The organism is Acidovorax sp. Root402 (assembly GCF_001425125.1).
In the GTDB taxonomy this organism is placed as follows: Bacteria; Pseudomonadota; Gammaproteobacteria; order Burkholderiales; family Burkholderiaceae_C; genus Acidovorax; species Acidovorax delafieldii.
Genome location: NZ_LMDQ01000012.1, coordinates 495,194 through 509,847, shown reverse-complemented (window position 1 = coordinate 509,847; position 14,654 = coordinate 495,194). Strand labels below are relative to the sequence as shown.

The following is a 14,654-nucleotide window of genomic DNA, read 5'->3' as shown; positions in this document are numbered from 1 at the left end:
GATCAACCCCATCGCCATGGAAGAAGGTCTGCGCTTCGCTATCCGCGAAGGCGGCCGTACCGTGGGCGCTGGCGTCGTGGCCAAGATCATTGCTTAATCAAGCAAGATATACAGGGGTATAGCTCAATTGGCAGAGCGTCGGTCTCCAAAACCGAAGGTTGTAGGTTCGATTCCTACTGCCCCTGCCACTTGAATGTGGCCCCCAACAAGCCCGCCAGACCCTGGCGGGCTTCGGTGTCTTAAGTGATGCCGTGACTAGGAAGCAGGAAATACTCAAAGATGGCCACTTCACAGGTTGAAACTGTCAATACAGGCGTAGACAAGGCCAAGCTCGCAGTGGTAGTGGCGTTGGTCATTGCCTCCGTTGCGGGCTTTTATTTGTTGAGCAAGCAAGGCGCTGTCGTGCAGTGGGCGGCATTGATCGTCGGGCTGGTTGCGGCTGCGGCGGTGTTTTTGGTGTCGGAATCGGGGCGTCAATTCGTCGCGTTTGCCAAAGACGCATGGCGCGAAGTGAAAAAGGTGGTCTGGCCTACGCGCAAGGAAACCTTGCAGATGACGGCCTATGTGTTTGCCTTTGTGGTCATCATGGCGCTTTTTCTGTGGTTCACGGACAAGACGCTGGAGTGGGTCTTGTACGACTTGATTTTGGGTTGGAGAAAATCATGACGACCGCTGCGGAAATCACGGGAGCACAAGCTCCTGCAGGCGCTTCTGCCTCGGCCAATCCAGACCTGCGCTGGTACATTGTCCATGCCTATTCAGGCATGGAAAAAGCGGTCGAACGCAACATTCAGGAGCGCATCGGCCGTTCTGGCATGCAAGACAAATTTGGTCGGATCTTGGTGCCGACCGAAGAAGTTGTGGAAATGAAGAACGGCCAACGCAAGACGACGGAGCGTCGCTTGTTCCCTGGCTATGTGTTCGTTGAGATGGTGATGGATGACGACACCTGGCACTTGGTGAAGCACACTAACAAGGTCACGGGTTTCGTGGGCGGCGCCAAGAACAGGCCTGCCCCCATCTCGGAAGACGAAGTGCAAAAGATCGTCAGCCAGATGCAGGAAGGCACCGACAAACCACGCCACAAGATCGAGTTCATGGTGGGCGAGTTGGTGCGCGTCAAGGAAGGTCCTTTCACGGACTTCAATGGCTCTGTCGAGGAAGTCAATTACGAAAAGAGTCGCGTGCGCGTCTCTGTGATGATTTTCGGTCGCTCGACCCCTGTGGAGTTGGAGTTCGGACAGGTCGAAAAGACATAAATCTGTCGATCACAAGCCTGACTGCCTCGGCAGTCAGGGCAATGATTTTGGACGCCGCACTTTTCGGCTCGGTGCGGATGTCGTGACAGTGAGTCGTTAACCCGGGGAGCTGGTGGTTGCATGGTGCAACACAAGCGTTATGACCCGTCAGGAGTAAAGCATGGCGAAAAAAATCGTCGGTTTTATCAAGCTGCAAGTTCCAGCTGGTAAGGCCAATCCATCCCCACCGATCGGCCCAGCACTGGGTCAACGTGGCCTCAACATCATGGAGTTCTGCAAGGCATTCAATGCGCAGACCCAAGGTGTGGAGCCAGGTCTGCCACTGCCCGTGGTCATCACGGCGTTCGCAGACAAGAGCTTTACCTTTATCATCAAGACGCCGCCTGCGACGACTCTGATCAAGAAGGCCATCAAGCTCGAAAAGGGTTCTTCCAATGCCCTGAAGACCAAGGTTGGCAAGATCACGCGCGAACAGCTCGAAGAGATCGCCAAGACCAAGATGAAGGACATGAACGCCGCTAACGTTGACGCTGCTGTCCGTACGCTGGCTGGTTCCGCACGCTCGATGGGCGTGACGGTGGAGGGTTTGTAAATGGCCAAGTTGACGAAAAAGCAAAAGGCCCTGCAGGGCAAGGTTGACAGCACCAAGCTGTACGCTTTTGCAGACGCAGTGGCGCTCGTGAAAGAAGCTGCAACGGCCAAGTTCGACGAATCCATCGACGTGGCAGTGCAACTGGGCATCGATGCCAAGAAGTCGGACCAAGTGGTGCGTGGCGCCGTGGTGCTGCCCAATGGCACTGGCAAGACGACCCGTGTCGCTGTGTTTGCACAAGGCGCCAAGGCGGAAGAAGCCAAGGCTGCGGGTGCTGACATCGTTGGCATGGATGACCTGGCTGCCATGGTCAAGGCTGGTGACATGCCTTTCGACGTGGTGATTGCTGCCCCCGACGCTATGCGCGTTGTGGGTACGCTGGGCCAGATTCTGGGCCCTCGTGGTCTGATGCCTAACCCCAAGGTTGGCACCGTGACTCCTGACGTTGCCACGGCTGTGAAGAACGCCAAGGCTGGTCAGGTGCAATTCCGCGTGGACAAGGCCGGTATCGTGCACAGCACCATTGGCCGCCGTTCGTTCGACAACGAAAAGCTGCAAGGCAACCTGGCTGCGCTGATCGATGCACTGAACAAGGCCAAGCCAGCTTCGAGCAAGGGTCTGTACCTGCGCAAGGTCGCTGTGTCCTCCACGATGGGCGTTGGCGTCCGCGTGGATACGCAATCCATCGCAGCGTAATTGCGATTGAAATCTTCGGGCCTTTTTCAAAGGGCCTGATGTGGTGGGCTGTGGGTGGTGCAATACCTGCCTGCAGGCCATCCAAGACCGTTGGTGTGTGGTTCGCCGCACTTAATCCCCTTGCGGGGCCAACGCAGATGGCGATCCCGCTGCAGATGGAATTCGTTCCGAAACAGTTGGTCGCTGCAACAAGAGCGCGCAGGAGGGTGCAAGCCTGAGTGCGCAATTTAAGGAGTAGACCTTGAGTCTTAATCGCAGTGAGAAAGAAGCGGTCATCAGTGAAGTGACCAGCCTCGCCGCTAAAGCTCAAACGCTTGTGATCGCGGAATACCGTGGCATCACGGTCGCCGACATGACCAAACTGCGCGTTGATGCTCGCAGCAAGGGTGTGAGCCTGAGTGTTCTGAAGAACACCCTGGCCCGCCGTGCTGTGGCAGGCAGCCAGTTTGACGTGGTGGCAGACCAGATGACCGGTCCCCTGATCTATGGCTTCTCCGAAGACGCCGTGGCTGCCGCGAAAGTGGTGGCTGACTTTGCGAAGACCAACGACAAGTTGGTGATTCGCGGTGGCGCTTTCGGTGGTAAAGCCCTGGACGTCAACGGCGTGAAGCAACTGGCCAACATTCCTTCCAAGGAAGTTCTGCTGGCTCAGATTTGTGGCTTGCTTATGTCCCCCATGTCGCGTACAGCCGTTGTGCTGGGCGCACTGGCGGCGAAAAAAGGCGAAGGCGCAGCCGCACCGGCCGCCGAACCTGCAGCAGCTTGATAGCTGGGCAGTCAACCAACACAATTGTTAGGAAATCAAAATGGCATTCGATAAAGACGCATTTTTGACCGCGCTGGACAGCATGACGGTTCTGGAACTCAATGACCTGGTGAAGGCCATTGAAGAGAAGTTTGGCGTGAGCGCTGCAGCTATGGCTGCTCCTGCTGCCGCTGGTGGTGGTGCTGGCGCCGCTGCTGCTGAAGAAAAGACGGAATTCAACGTGGTGCTGACCGAAGCCGGCGCCAACAAGGTGTCCGTCATCAAGGCAGTGCGCGAAATCACCGGCCTGGGCCTCAAGGAAGCCAAGGACTTGGTGGACGGCGCTCCCAAGAACGTCAAGGAAGGCATTGCCAAGGCCGACGCCGAAGCAGCCGTCAAGAAGCTGGTGGAAGCCGGCGCCAAGGCCGAACTCAAGTAATTCGGTCTTGCTCAAGGGCTGGAGTGCTCCTCAAAGGGCCTCCAGCCTTTGGTGCTTTCAGAGAGCACCCGTAAGCCCCGTCTGCAACGAGGTTTTCGAGTGTCTTCTGACAACCCCGACAGCAGAAGACGCCTTGGTTCGGGTGATGTGCAACGCATCACCGTCCGCCATGGTTGGTAGTGGCCAACCGCCAAGCCTGTAAGGACCACGCTCCTTGCGGGTCAGTCGTCGAAGACCCAGGACTCATGTCTTTGCCCGGAGATCTCATGGCCTATTCCTACACCGAACGCAAGCGAATTCGCAAAAGTTTCGGCACCCGCGATAGCGTGCTCGAAGTTCCTTATCTGCTGCAGATGCAGAAGGACGCATACACCGCTTTCCTGCAGGCAGATACAGCACCCCAGAAAAGAACCATCGAAGGCCTTCAGGCTGCATTCGACGCTGCCTTCCCCATCGTCTCCCACAACGGGTTTGTGGAGATGAAGTTCATTGAGTACAACCTGGCAAAGCCGGCCTTCGATGTGCGTGAGTGCCAGACCCGTGGTCTGACGTTCGCCTCGGCCGTGCGCGCCAAGGTGCAACTGATCATCTATGACCGCGAGTCCTCGACGTCGCAGTCCAAGGTGGTCAAGGAAGTGAAGGAGCAAGAGGTCTACATGGGTGAAGTGCCCCTGATGACCGACAAGGGCTCGTTCATCATCAACGGCACGGAGCGCGTGATCGTGTCGCAGCTGCACCGTTCGCCAGGCGTGTTTTTCGAGCATGACAAGGGCAAGACCCACAGCTCGGGCAAGCTGCTGTTCTCGGCTCGGATCATCCCGTACCGCGGCTCCTGGCTCGACTTCGAGTTCGACCCCAAGGACATCCTGTACTTCCGCGTGGACCGTCGCCGCAAGATGCCGGTCACGATTCTGCTCAAGGCCATCGGCCTGAACCCCGAGTCCATCCTGGCGAACTTCTTCGTCAACGACAACTTCCGTCTGATGGACAGCGGTGCGCAAATGGAGTTTGTCTCCGAGCGCCTGCGTGGCGAAGTGGCACGCTTCGACATCACCGACAAGTCGGGCAAGGTGGTTGTGGCCAAGGACAAGCGCGTCACGGCCCGTCACACCCGCGAACTGGAGCAGTCTGGCACCACGCACATCAGCGTGCCAGAAGACTTCCTGATTGGCCGTGTGGTCGCTCGCAACATTGTGGACGCCGACACGGGCGAAATCATCGCCAAGGCCAATGAGGAACTGACTGAAGCGCTGCTCAAGAAGCTGCGTACTGCCGGCGTGCAAGACCTGCAGGTCATCTACACGAACGAACTGGACCAAGGCGCCTACATCTCGCAGACCCTGCGCATCGATGAAACGGTGGACGAGTTCGCTGCCCGCGTGGCCATCTACCGCATGATGCGCCCCGGCGAGCCGCCGACAGAAGACGCCGTGCAGGCCCTGTTCCAGCGCCTGTTCTACAACCCCGACACGTACGACCTGTCGCGCGTGGGGCGCATGAAGTTCAACGCCAAGATTGGCCGCGACGAATCCACCGGCCCCATGGTGCTGTCCAACGAAGACATCCTGGCCGTGGTCAAGATCCTGGTGGACCTGCGCAACGGCAACGGCGAAGTCGATGACATCGATCACTTGGGCAACCGCCGCGTGCGTTGCGTGGGCGAACTGGCCGAAAACCAGTACCGCACGGGCCTGGCACGTATCGAAAAGGCCGTGAAGGAGCGTCTGGGCCAGGCCGAGCAAGAGCCTCTGATGCCCCACGACCTGATCAACAGCAAGCCGATCTCGGCAGCGCTGAAGGAGTTCTTCGGCGCATCGCAGCTGTCACAGTTCATGGACCAGACCAACCCGCTGGCGGAAATCACGCACAAGCGCCGTGTATCTGCCCTCGGCCCAGGCGGTCTGACCCGTGAACGTGCAGGCTTCGAAGTGCGTGACGTGCACGTGACCCACTACGGTCGCGTCTGCCCTATCGAAACGCCTGAAGGTCCCAACATTGGTCTGATCAACTCGCTGGCTCTCTACGCCCGCCTGAACGAGTACGGTTTCATTGAGACCCCGTACCGTCGTGTGGTGGACGGCAAGGTGACCAACGACATCGACTATCTGTCGGCGATCGAAGAAGGCAAATACGTGATTGCGCAGGCGAATGCGCAGCTCGACAAGGACGGTCGTCTGACGGGCGAACTGGTCTCAGCCCGTGAAAAGGGTGAGTCGATTCTGTGCGGCGCAGATCGCGTGCAGTACATGGACGTGTCGCCCGCGCAGATCGTGTCGGTGGCAGCCTCGCTGGTGCCATTCCTGGAGCACGATGACGCGAACCGCGCGTTGATGGGCGCCAACATGTCGCGCCAGGCCGTGCCTGTGCTGCGTCCTGAAAAGCCCCTGGTCGGTACGGGCATTGAACGCGTGGCCGCTGTGGACTCGGGCACCGTGGTGACCGCTACACGTGGTGGTATCGTGGATTACGTGGATGCCACCCGTATCGTGGTCCGCGTGAACGACGACGAAGCCGTGGCCGGTGAAGTGGGTGTGGACATCTACAACCTCATCAAGTACCAGCGTTCCAACCAGAACACCAACATCCACCAGCGTCCTATCGTCAAGAAGGGTGACAAGCTGGTCAAGGGTGACGTCGTGGCCGACGGTGCATCGACGGACTTTGGCGAAATCGCCATCGGCCAGAACATGCTGATCGCGTTCATGCCCTGGAACGGCTACAACTTCGAAGACTCGATCCTGATCTCCGAACGCGTGGTGTCCGAAGACCGCTACACCTCGATCCACATCGAAGAGCTGGTGGTCATGGCTCGCGACACGAAGCTGGGTGCAGAAGAAATCACACGTGACATTCCGAACCTGTCGGAACAGCAACTGAACCGTCTGGACGAGTCCGGCATTATCTACGTGGGCGCCGAAGTGCAGCCCGGCGACACGCTGGTCGGCAAGGTCACGCCCAAGGGCGAAACCACCCTCACGCCTGAAGAGAAGCTGCTGCGCGCCATCTTCGGCGAGAAGGCTTCCGACGTGAAGGACACGTCGCTGCGCGTGGACCAGGGGTCGTCCGGCACCGTGATCGACGTGCAGGTGTTCACCCGCGAAGGCATCCAGCGCGACAAGCGCGCCCAGCAGATCATCGACGATGAACTCAAGCGCTTCCGTCTGGACCTGAACGACCAGCTGCGCATCGTGGAGGCCGACGCCTTTGATCGTATCGAGAAGCTGCTGATCGGCCGCGTGGCCAACGGCGGCCCACAGAAGCTCGCCAAGGGCACGAAGATCGACAAGGCCTATCTGGCTTCCGTCGAAAAGTTCCACTGGTTCGACATCCGCCCTGCGGAAGACGAAGTCGCCACCCAGCTCGAATCCATCAAGAACGCGCTGGAGCAAACGCGCCACAGCTTCGACTTGGCCTTTGAAGAAAAGCGCAAGAAGCTCACGCAAGGCGACGAGCTGCCTGCTGGCGTGCTCAAGATGGTCAAGGTGTACCTGGCCGTCAAGCGCCGTCTGCAGCCTGGCGACAAAATGGCTGGCCGCCACGGTAACAAGGGTGTGGTGTCCAAGATCGTTCCGGTCGAAGACATGCCCTACATGGCCGACGGCACGCCTGCCGACATCGTTCTGAACCCGCTGGGCGTGCCCTCGCGGATGAACATTGGTCAGGTGCTGGAAGTCCACCTGGGCTGGGCCGGCAAGGGCATTGGTCAGCGCATCGGCAACATGCTCCAGGAGCAGGCCAAGGCGTCCGAGCTGCGCACCTTCCTCGAAGAGGTGTACAACTCGCGCGGCCGCAAGGAAGACCTGTCGCAACTGAGCGACGACGACCTGATGGCCATGGCGGAAAACCTGACGAGTGGTGTGCCTTACGCTACCCCCGTGTTCGACGGTGCTTCGGAAGAAGAAATCAAGGACATGCTCAAGATCGCCTACCCGGACGATATTGCTGAGCGCAAGGGCCTGACACCGACCCGCACACAGGCTTATCTGTTTGATGGCCGCACGGGCGAGCGCTTTGAGCGCCCGACCACCATCGGCTACATGCACTACCTGAAGCTGCACCACTTGGTGGACGACAAGATGCACGCCCGCTCGACCGGTCCTTACTCGCTCGTCACGCAGCAGCCGCTGGGTGGTAAGGCGCAGTTCGGTGGCCAGCGTTTCGGGGAAATGGAAGTGTGGGCGCTGGAAGCTTACGGCGCCGCCTACGTGCTGCAGGAAATGCTGACCGTGAAGTCCGACGACGTCGTGGGCCGTACAAAGGTGTACGAGTCCATCGTCAAGGGCGAACACGCCATCGAAGCCGGCATGCCGGAATCGTTCAACGTGCTGGTCAAGGAAATCCGTTCGCTGGGCCTGGACATCGAGCTGGAACGCTCCTAAGCAGAAAAGGAAAGAGTCACTATGAAATCGCTACTCGACCTGTTCAAGCAATTCACGCCGGACGAGCATTTCGATGCCATCCGCATCGGCATGGCTTCGCCCGAAAAGATCCGTTCGTGGTCTTTCGGCGAAGTGAAAAAGCCCGAAACTATCAACTACCGCACATTCAAGCCCGAGCGTGACGGTCTGTTCTGCGCCAAGATTTTTGGTCCTATCAAGGACTACGAATGCCTGTGCGGCAAGTACAAGCGCCTCAAGCACCGCGGTGTGATCTGCGAGAAGTGCGGCGTTGAAGTCACGCAGACCAAGGTGCGTCGCGAGCGCATGGGCCACATTGATCTGGCCGCGCCTTGCGCTCACATCTGGTTCCTGAAGTCGCTGCCTTCGCGTCTGGGCCTGGTGCTCGACATGACGCTGCGCGACATCGAGCGCGTGCTGTACTTTGAAGCCTACGTGGTGACCGACCCCGGCATGACCCCGCTGAAGAAGTTCAGCATCATGTCCGAGGACGACTACGACGCCAAGCGCAAGGAATACGGCGACGAGTTCATCGCCAAAATGGGCGCTGAAGGCATCAAGGACCTGCTGGAATCCATCGACATCGACCTGTCGATCGAACGCCTGCGCGGTGACCTGACCGGCTCCGAAGTCAAGGTCAAGAAGAACGCCAAGCGCCTGAAGGTGCTCGAAGCTTTCAAGAAGTCGGGCATCAAGCCCGAGTGGATGGTGCTGGAAGTGCTGCCCGTGCTGCCACCGGACCTGCGTCCGCTGGTGCCGCTGGACGGCGGCCGCTTCGCGACCTCCGACCTGAACGACCTGTACCGCCGCGTCATCAACCGCAACTCGCGTCTGCGCCGCCTGCTGGAGCTGAAGGCCCCTGAAATCATCGCCCGCAACGAAAAGCGGATGCTGCAGGAAGCCGTCGACTCGCTGCTGGACAACGGCCGCCGTGGCAAGGCCATGACGGGCGCCAACAAGCGCGCGCTGAAGTCGCTGGCCGACATGATCAAGGGCAAATCCGGCCGTTTCCGCCAGAACTTGCTGGGCAAGCGCGTGGACTACTCCGGTCGTTCCGTGATCACCGTGGGCCCAACGCTCAAGTTGCACCAGTGCGGTCTGCCCAAGCTGATGGCGCTGGAGCTGTTCAAGCCTTTCATCTTCTCGCGCCTCGAAGCCATGGGCATCGCGACGACGATCAAGGCCGCCAAGAAGGAAGTCGAATCCGGCACCCCCGTGGTGTGGGACATCCTGGAAGAGGTCATCAAGGAACACCCCGTGATGCTGAACCGTGCACCTACGCTGCACCGTTTGGGCATCCAGGCCTTTGAACCCATCCTGATCGAAGGCAAGGCCATCCAGCTGCACCCCCTCGTTTGCGCGGCCTTCAACGCCGACTTCGACGGTGACCAGATGGCTGTGCACGTCCCGCTGTCGGTGGAAGCACAAATGGAAGCCCGCACGCTGATGCTGGCCTCCAACAACGTGCTGTTCCCCGCCTCGGGCGAACCCTCCATCGTGCCTTCGCAGGACGTGGTGCTGGGTCTGTACTACGCCACCCGTGACCGTATCAACGGCAAGGGCGAAGGCCTGGTGTTCGCTGACACCGGCGAAGTGCAGCGTGCCCTGGACGCTGGCCAGGTCGAACTGGCTGCCAAGATCACGGTGCGCATGACCGAGTGGACCAAGGATAAGACCACGGGCGAGTTTGTGCCCTCGACCTCGCTGGTGGAAACCACTGCGGGCCGCGCACTGCTGTCGGAGATCCTGCCCAAGGGCCTGCCGTTCAGCAACATGAACAAGGCGCTGAAGAAGAAGGAAATCTCCAAGCTCATCAACGTGAGCTTCCGCAAGTGCGGCCTGAAAGAAACCGTGGTGTTTGCAGACAAGCTGCTGCAAAACGGTTTCCGCCTGGCTACGCGCGCCGGTATCTCCATTGCTATCGACGACATGCTGGTGCCTCCGCAGAAGGCCGGCATCATTGAGCGCTCCGAGAAGGAAGTCAAAGAGATCGAACAGCAGTACGTGTCCGGTCTGGTGACGTCTGGCGAGCGCTACAACAAGGTGGTGGATATCTGGGGCAAGGCCGGCGACGAAGTGTCCAAGGTGATGATGGCCCAGCTGTCCAAGCAAAAGGTCACCGACCGCCACGGCAAGGAAGTGGACCAGGAGTCTTTCAACTCCATCTACATGATGGCCGACTCCGGTGCCCGCGGCTCTGCGGCCCAGATCCGTCAGGTGGCTGGTATGCGGGGTCTGATGGCCAAGCCAGACGGCTCGATCATCGAGACGCCCATTACCGCGAACTTCCGCGAAGGCCTGAACGTGCTGGAGTACTTCATCTCCACCCACGGTGCCCGTAAGGGTCTGGCCGACACGGCGCTGAAGACGGCGAACTCCGGTTACCTCACCCGCCGTCTGGTGGACGTGACGCAAGACCTGGTTGTGACCGAAGAGGATTGCGGCACGGCCAATGGTTCGCTGATGCGCGCCATCGTCGAAGGCGGTGAAGTGATCGAATCGCTGCGCGAGCGTATCCTGGGCCGCACTGCGGCTGAGGATGTGCTGCACCCCGAGAACCGCGCGGTGCTGGTCGAAGCTGGTGTGATGCTGGACGAAGACCTGATCGAAGAGCTCGAAGCCGCTGGCGTGGACGAAGTGAAGGTGCGCACGGCCCTGACCTGCGAAACCCGCTACGGCCTGTGCGCCAAGTGCTACGGCCGCGACCTGGGCCGCGGTGGCCTGATCAACCTCGGCGAAGCCGTGGGTGTGATCGCTGCCCAGTCCATTGGCGAGCCCGGCACGCAGCTGACCATGCGTACGTTCCACATCGGTGGTGCCGCTTCGCGTGCAGCCATCGCGTCGAGCGTGGAAGCCAAGTCCAACGGCGTGATCGGCTTCAACGCCACGATGCGCTACGTGAGCAACACCAAGGGCGAGCTGGTGGTGATTGCGCGTTCGGGTGAAATCATCATCCAGGACGAGCATGGCCGCGAGCGTGAGCGCCACAAGGTGCCTTACGGTGCGACGCTGACGGTGAAGGCCGACCAGCAGATCAAGGCCGGTACGATCCTGGCCAACTGGGACCCGCTGACGCGACCCATCATCACCGAGTTCGCCGGCCAGACCAAGTTCGAGAACGTCGAAGAAGGCCTGACGGTGGCCAAGCAGGTCGATGAAGTGACCGGTCTGTCCACGCTGGTGGTGATCGATCCGAAGCGCCGTGGTGCCGCCAAGGTGGTGCGTCCGCAGGTGAAGCTGATCGACGCCCAGGGCAACGAAGTGAAGATCCCTGGTACCGACCACTCGGTGACCATCGGCTTCCAGGTCGGTGCTCTGATCCAGGTGCGCGATGGCCAGGACGTGGGCCCCGGCGAAGTGCTGGCGCGTATTCCGGTCGAAGGCCAGAAGACCCGCGACATTACCGGTGGTCTGCCCCGCGTGGCCGAGCTGTTCGAAGCCCGTACACCGAAGGACAAGGGCACCCTGGCCGAAATGACCGGTACCGTGTCGTTCGGCAAGGAAACCAAGGGCAAGGTTCGCCTGCAGATCACTGACCCTGAAGGTCGCGTGTTCGAAGAGCTCGTGCCCAAGGAAAAGAACATCCTGGTGCACGAAGGCCAGGTGGTGAACAAGGGCGAATCGATTGTGGACGGCCCGGCCGACCCGCAAGACATTCTGCGTTTGCTGGGTATCGAAGAACTCTCGCGCTACATCGTCGATGAAGTGCAGGACGTGTACCGCTTGCAGGGTGTGAAGATCAACGACAAGCACATCGAGGTGATCGTTCGCCAGATGCTGCGCCGCGTCGTGGTCGAGAACGTCGGCGAGTCGAACTACATTGCCGGCGAGCAGGTCGAGCGCTCTGAGATCCTCAACACCAACGAGGCACTGCAGGCCGAGGGCAAGATCCCTGCGACCTACAGCAACCTGTTGCTGGGTATCACGAAGGCATCTCTGTCTACCGACTCGTTCATCTCGGCCGCTTCCTTCCAGGAAACGACCCGCGTGCTTACCGAGGCTGCCATCATGGGCAAGCGCGACGAGTTGCGTGGCCTGAAGGAAAACGTGATCGTGGGTCGCCTGATCCCTGCCGGTACGGGACTGGCCTACCACCAGGCACGCAAGGCCAAGGACGCTATGGACGACGCCGAGCGCCGCGCCATCGCCGAAGCCGAAGCCGCCGAAATGGCAGCCCAGTCGGACGCCTCGGATGTGGACAGTGGCAGCGTCACTGCCACAGACGCAGCGGCAGACTGATAGAAAACAGCAAGGCCTCCCCCAGGCCCTGCTGCGGTCGCCACAGCGCCCCCGTCCTGTCCCAGGCAGGCCGGGGGCGTTTTTGATGGACGCGTGTCTTTTCACCGCCCGTCGTTTGTTTCAACTTTCTGTTTTTCGGGCCGCGACGGGTGCAGCAGCATCCGCTCCGGCAACTGTGCATGCTGTGGTCGTCGCCCCTCTTCTGGATTGCTTTTGCCGTCTTTCTGTTCTGGGCCCTGGGGGCCTACAACCGTCTGATGCGCCTGCGCTCGGCCGTCGTTCAGTCGTTCGGCAGTTTTGACGCACACATGGTGCGGCTGGTGGCCTTGCTTGGCGAGTTCGGGGCGGCGCAGACCGTACAGCGCGGCAGCTTGCTGGCCGATGCAGGTGCGCAAGAGTTGGCTGCGCTGCAGGGTGCCGTGACGCAATTGAGTGCCTCGCTGGCCGTGGCACGTGCCCGCCCGCTGCAGAGTGACGCGGTGGCTGCATTGACTGCCGCCCGCGAAGTGCTGCGAGCAACCTGGGCCACCGCCTTGCAGAAGTTGCTGGCCGACCCTGCACAGCCAACAGCATTGGCCTCAGCTGCAGATACCGGTACGGTGACCCCAGGGTCTGCGCCCGTGGCCCTGTCCGTGTGGCAGGTGCGCTGGGAGGAACACGCCGTGCAGAACGAGCAAGCGATTCGCGTGTTCAATGAGGCCGTGGTGCAGTACAACAGTGCCATTGCCCAGTTTCCGGCCAGCCTGCTGGCCTGGGTGTTCGGGTTCAAGGCGGCACGTGCGCTGTAACCCGTTTTCAGGATCACGATGACTCCACCTCCCCACCAACGTCCCCGCCGCACCGGTGGCAATGCGCCGCGTCCCGTGCGCGCAGGCTCCGGCCAGCAGTCTCCGCAGGCGGGTTCTGCTGCGGTCTCACCCGATAGGGCGACTCCATCGAGTGCCACGACGGTTCCTCTGTGGCGGTTGCTGACAGCGGTGGCTGGCGCCTTGCAGGCGATCCGCGGTGGGCAGTCCGGCACGGCAGCGCTGGCGGCCATAGAGATCGCGTTGCGCCCTGGCGCGCAGGCCCTGCTGTTCCAGGTATTGCGCCAGGCCGGGCGGGCCGAGGCCCTGCGCCGACAGCTGGCCGCCCGTGCCCCCGCACCCGCCGCCGATGCGCTGCTGTGCAGCGCGCTGGCGCTGTGCTGGGACCCGCAGGCCTCGCCCTATGAACCCTTCACCCTGGTGAACCAGGCGGTGGAGGCGGCCAAGCACCACCCGGCCACCCGCGCGCAGGCCTCGTTCATCAACGGCTGCCTGCGCCGTTTTCTGCGCGAGCGCGACACCCTGGTGGTCGCCACCGACAACGATCCCGTGGCGCGCTGGAACCATCCGGCGTGGTGGGTGCAACGCCTGCGCAAGGACCACCCCCAGCACTGGGAGCAGATCCTGCAGGCCAACAATGCCCACGCACCAATGATGTTGCGGGTCAACGAACAAAAATGCACGGTAGCGCAGTATTTACATGCCTTGGATGCTATTGGTTTAGGAGCGATTGCGGTGGGCCAGCATGGCGTCGCGCTGCGTCAGGCGGTGCCCGTTCAGTCGCTGCCACACTTTGCGGAGGGCTGGGTGTCCGTGCAGGACGCCGCCGCCCAGCAGGCGGCTCCTTTGCTGCTGCAAGGGCTGGATCTGAGTCAGCCCTTGCGCGTGCTCGACGCCTGCGCCGCCCCCGGCGGCAAGACGGCGCACCTGCTGGAGATGGCGGGTCCGCAGTCTCCCTTGCAGGTCACGGCGCTGGAAATCGATGCCACACGCAGCGTCCGCATTGGTGAAACCCTGCAGCGCCTGGGGCTGACGGCCCAGGTCCTGGTGGCCGATGCTGCCCGCCCGCAAGACTGGTGGCAGTCGCAGTGCGGTGGCGTGCCGTTCGACGCCATCCTGCTCGACGCACCGTGCACCGCGTCCGGCATTGTGCGTCGCCATCCAGACGTGCGCTGGCTGCGCCGTGAATCCGACATTGCCCAGCTGGCAACCCTGCAGGCGGCCCTGCTCAAGGCTCTGTGGCCGCTGTTGCGTCCCGGCGGGCGCCTGCTGTATTGCACTTGTTCCGTCTTCCGGGCAGAGGGTGATGCCCAGGTGCAAACGTTTCTTGCACACAACACCGATGCGCAAATGCTGCCGTCGCCGGGGCATTTAATTCCCGGCAACGCGGACAAGGTCGGGGCTGTCCCGGACAATCTGACCGGTGACCACGACGGCTTTTTTTACGCACTGTTGCAAAAATCGGCGCAATGAGCCCCGGG

The 14,654-nt window shown here is 61.0% G+C and carries 10 protein-coding genes, 1 tRNA gene and 1 pseudogene; all 12 read left to right on the top strand.

The genetic code is table 11. The features are described 5' to 3' along the window. Positions 1–97: pseudogene (locus tag ASC83_RS23450) on the top strand (elongation factor Tu); the annotation flags it as partial. A 15-nt stretch (positions 98–112) separates the two neighbouring features. Continuing rightward, positions 113–188, top strand: a tRNA-Trp gene (locus ASC83_RS07390). A gap of 91 nt (positions 189–279) precedes the next feature. Further along, a complete protein-coding gene (secE, locus tag ASC83_RS07385) occupies positions 280–666 on the top strand; it encodes a preprotein translocase subunit SecE (RefSeq protein ID WP_056059947.1) in 387 nt (128 codons plus the stop codon). Continuing rightward, on the top strand, positions 663–1,259 hold the full coding sequence (gene nusG, locus ASC83_RS07380; protein WP_015012231.1) for a transcription termination/antitermination protein NusG: 597 nt from the start codon (positions 663–665) through the stop codon (positions 1,257–1,259). Before secE ends, nusG begins: the two co-directional genes overlap by 4 nt. 160 nt (positions 1,260–1,419) lie before the next feature. Next, positions 1,420–1,851: a 50S ribosomal protein L11 gene (gene rplK, locus ASC83_RS07375; protein WP_008907082.1), complete on the top strand. Its 432-nt coding sequence runs from the start codon at positions 1,420–1,422 to the stop codon at positions 1,849–1,851. Beyond that, positions 1,852–2,547: a 50S ribosomal protein L1 gene (rplA, locus tag ASC83_RS07370; protein ID WP_056059944.1), complete on the top strand. Its 696-nt coding sequence runs from the start codon at positions 1,852–1,854 to the stop codon at positions 2,545–2,547. A gap of 241 nt (positions 2,548–2,788) precedes the next feature. Beyond that, positions 2,789–3,313, top strand: coding sequence for a 50S ribosomal protein L10 (gene rplJ / locus ASC83_RS07365; RefSeq protein WP_034695835.1), 525 nt, complete (start codon positions 2,789–2,791; stop codon positions 3,311–3,313). A 40-nt stretch (positions 3,314–3,353) separates the two neighbouring features. After that, complete coding sequence (gene rplL, locus ASC83_RS07360; protein ID WP_008907085.1) at positions 3,354–3,731, top strand: 50S ribosomal protein L7/L12; 378 nt, start codon at positions 3,354–3,356, stop codon at positions 3,729–3,731. Between the two features lie 266 nt (positions 3,732–3,997). Further along, the gene (gene rpoB, locus ASC83_RS07355; protein ID WP_056059942.1) at positions 3,998–8,110 is read left to right on the top strand and encodes a DNA-directed RNA polymerase subunit beta; all 4,113 of its coding nucleotides are present in this window, start codon (positions 3,998–4,000) and stop codon (positions 8,108–8,110) included. Between the two features lie 21 nt (positions 8,111–8,131). Continuing rightward, positions 8,132–12,367 carry a DNA-directed RNA polymerase subunit beta' gene (gene rpoC, locus ASC83_RS07350; RefSeq protein ID WP_056059939.1) on the top strand — a complete coding sequence of 1,412 codons (4,236 nt, stop codon included), beginning with the start codon at positions 8,132–8,134 and terminating at the stop codon, positions 12,365–12,367. Positions 12,368–12,546: 179 nt separating this feature from the next. Then, positions 12,547–13,155 (top strand): LemA family protein, encoded by a 609-nt coding sequence (locus ASC83_RS07345; RefSeq protein WP_056059935.1) that lies wholly within the window; start codon positions 12,547–12,549, stop codon positions 13,153–13,155. Positions 13,156–13,173: 18 nt separating this feature from the next. Further along, a complete protein-coding gene (rsmB, locus tag ASC83_RS07340; protein ID WP_235509331.1) occupies positions 13,174–14,646 on the top strand; it encodes a 16S rRNA (cytosine(967)-C(5))-methyltransferase RsmB in 1,473 nt (490 codons plus the stop codon). The last annotated feature ends 8 nt before the right edge of the window (positions 14,647–14,654 follow it).

Excerpts from the sequence above, each read along its gene's own strand:
- secE (WP_056059947.1), top strand. The coding sequence starts at position 280 with ATGGCCACTTCACAGGTTGAAACTGTCAATACAGGCGTAGACAAGGCC.
- nusG (WP_015012231.1), top strand. The coding sequence starts at position 663 with ATGACGACCGCTGCGGAAATCACGGGAGCACAAGCTCCTGCAGGCGCT.
- rplK (WP_008907082.1), top strand. The coding sequence starts at position 1,420 with ATGGCGAAAAAAATCGTCGGTTTTATCAAGCTGCAAGTTCCAGCTGGT.
- rplA (WP_056059944.1), top strand. The coding sequence starts at position 1,852 with ATGGCCAAGTTGACGAAAAAGCAAAAGGCCCTGCAGGGCAAGGTTGAC.
- rplL (WP_008907085.1), top strand. The coding sequence starts at position 3,354 with ATGGCATTCGATAAAGACGCATTTTTGACCGCGCTGGACAGCATGACG.
- rpoB (WP_056059942.1), top strand. The coding sequence starts at position 3,998 with ATGGCCTATTCCTACACCGAACGCAAGCGAATTCGCAAAAGTTTCGGC.
- rpoC (WP_056059939.1), top strand. The coding sequence starts at position 8,132 with ATGAAATCGCTACTCGACCTGTTCAAGCAATTCACGCCGGACGAGCAT.
- ASC83_RS07345 (WP_056059935.1), top strand. The coding sequence starts at position 12,547 with ATGCTGTGGTCGTCGCCCCTCTTCTGGATTGCTTTTGCCGTCTTTCTG.
- rsmB (WP_235509331.1), top strand. The coding sequence starts at position 13,174 with ATGACTCCACCTCCCCACCAACGTCCCCGCCGCACCGGTGGCAATGCG.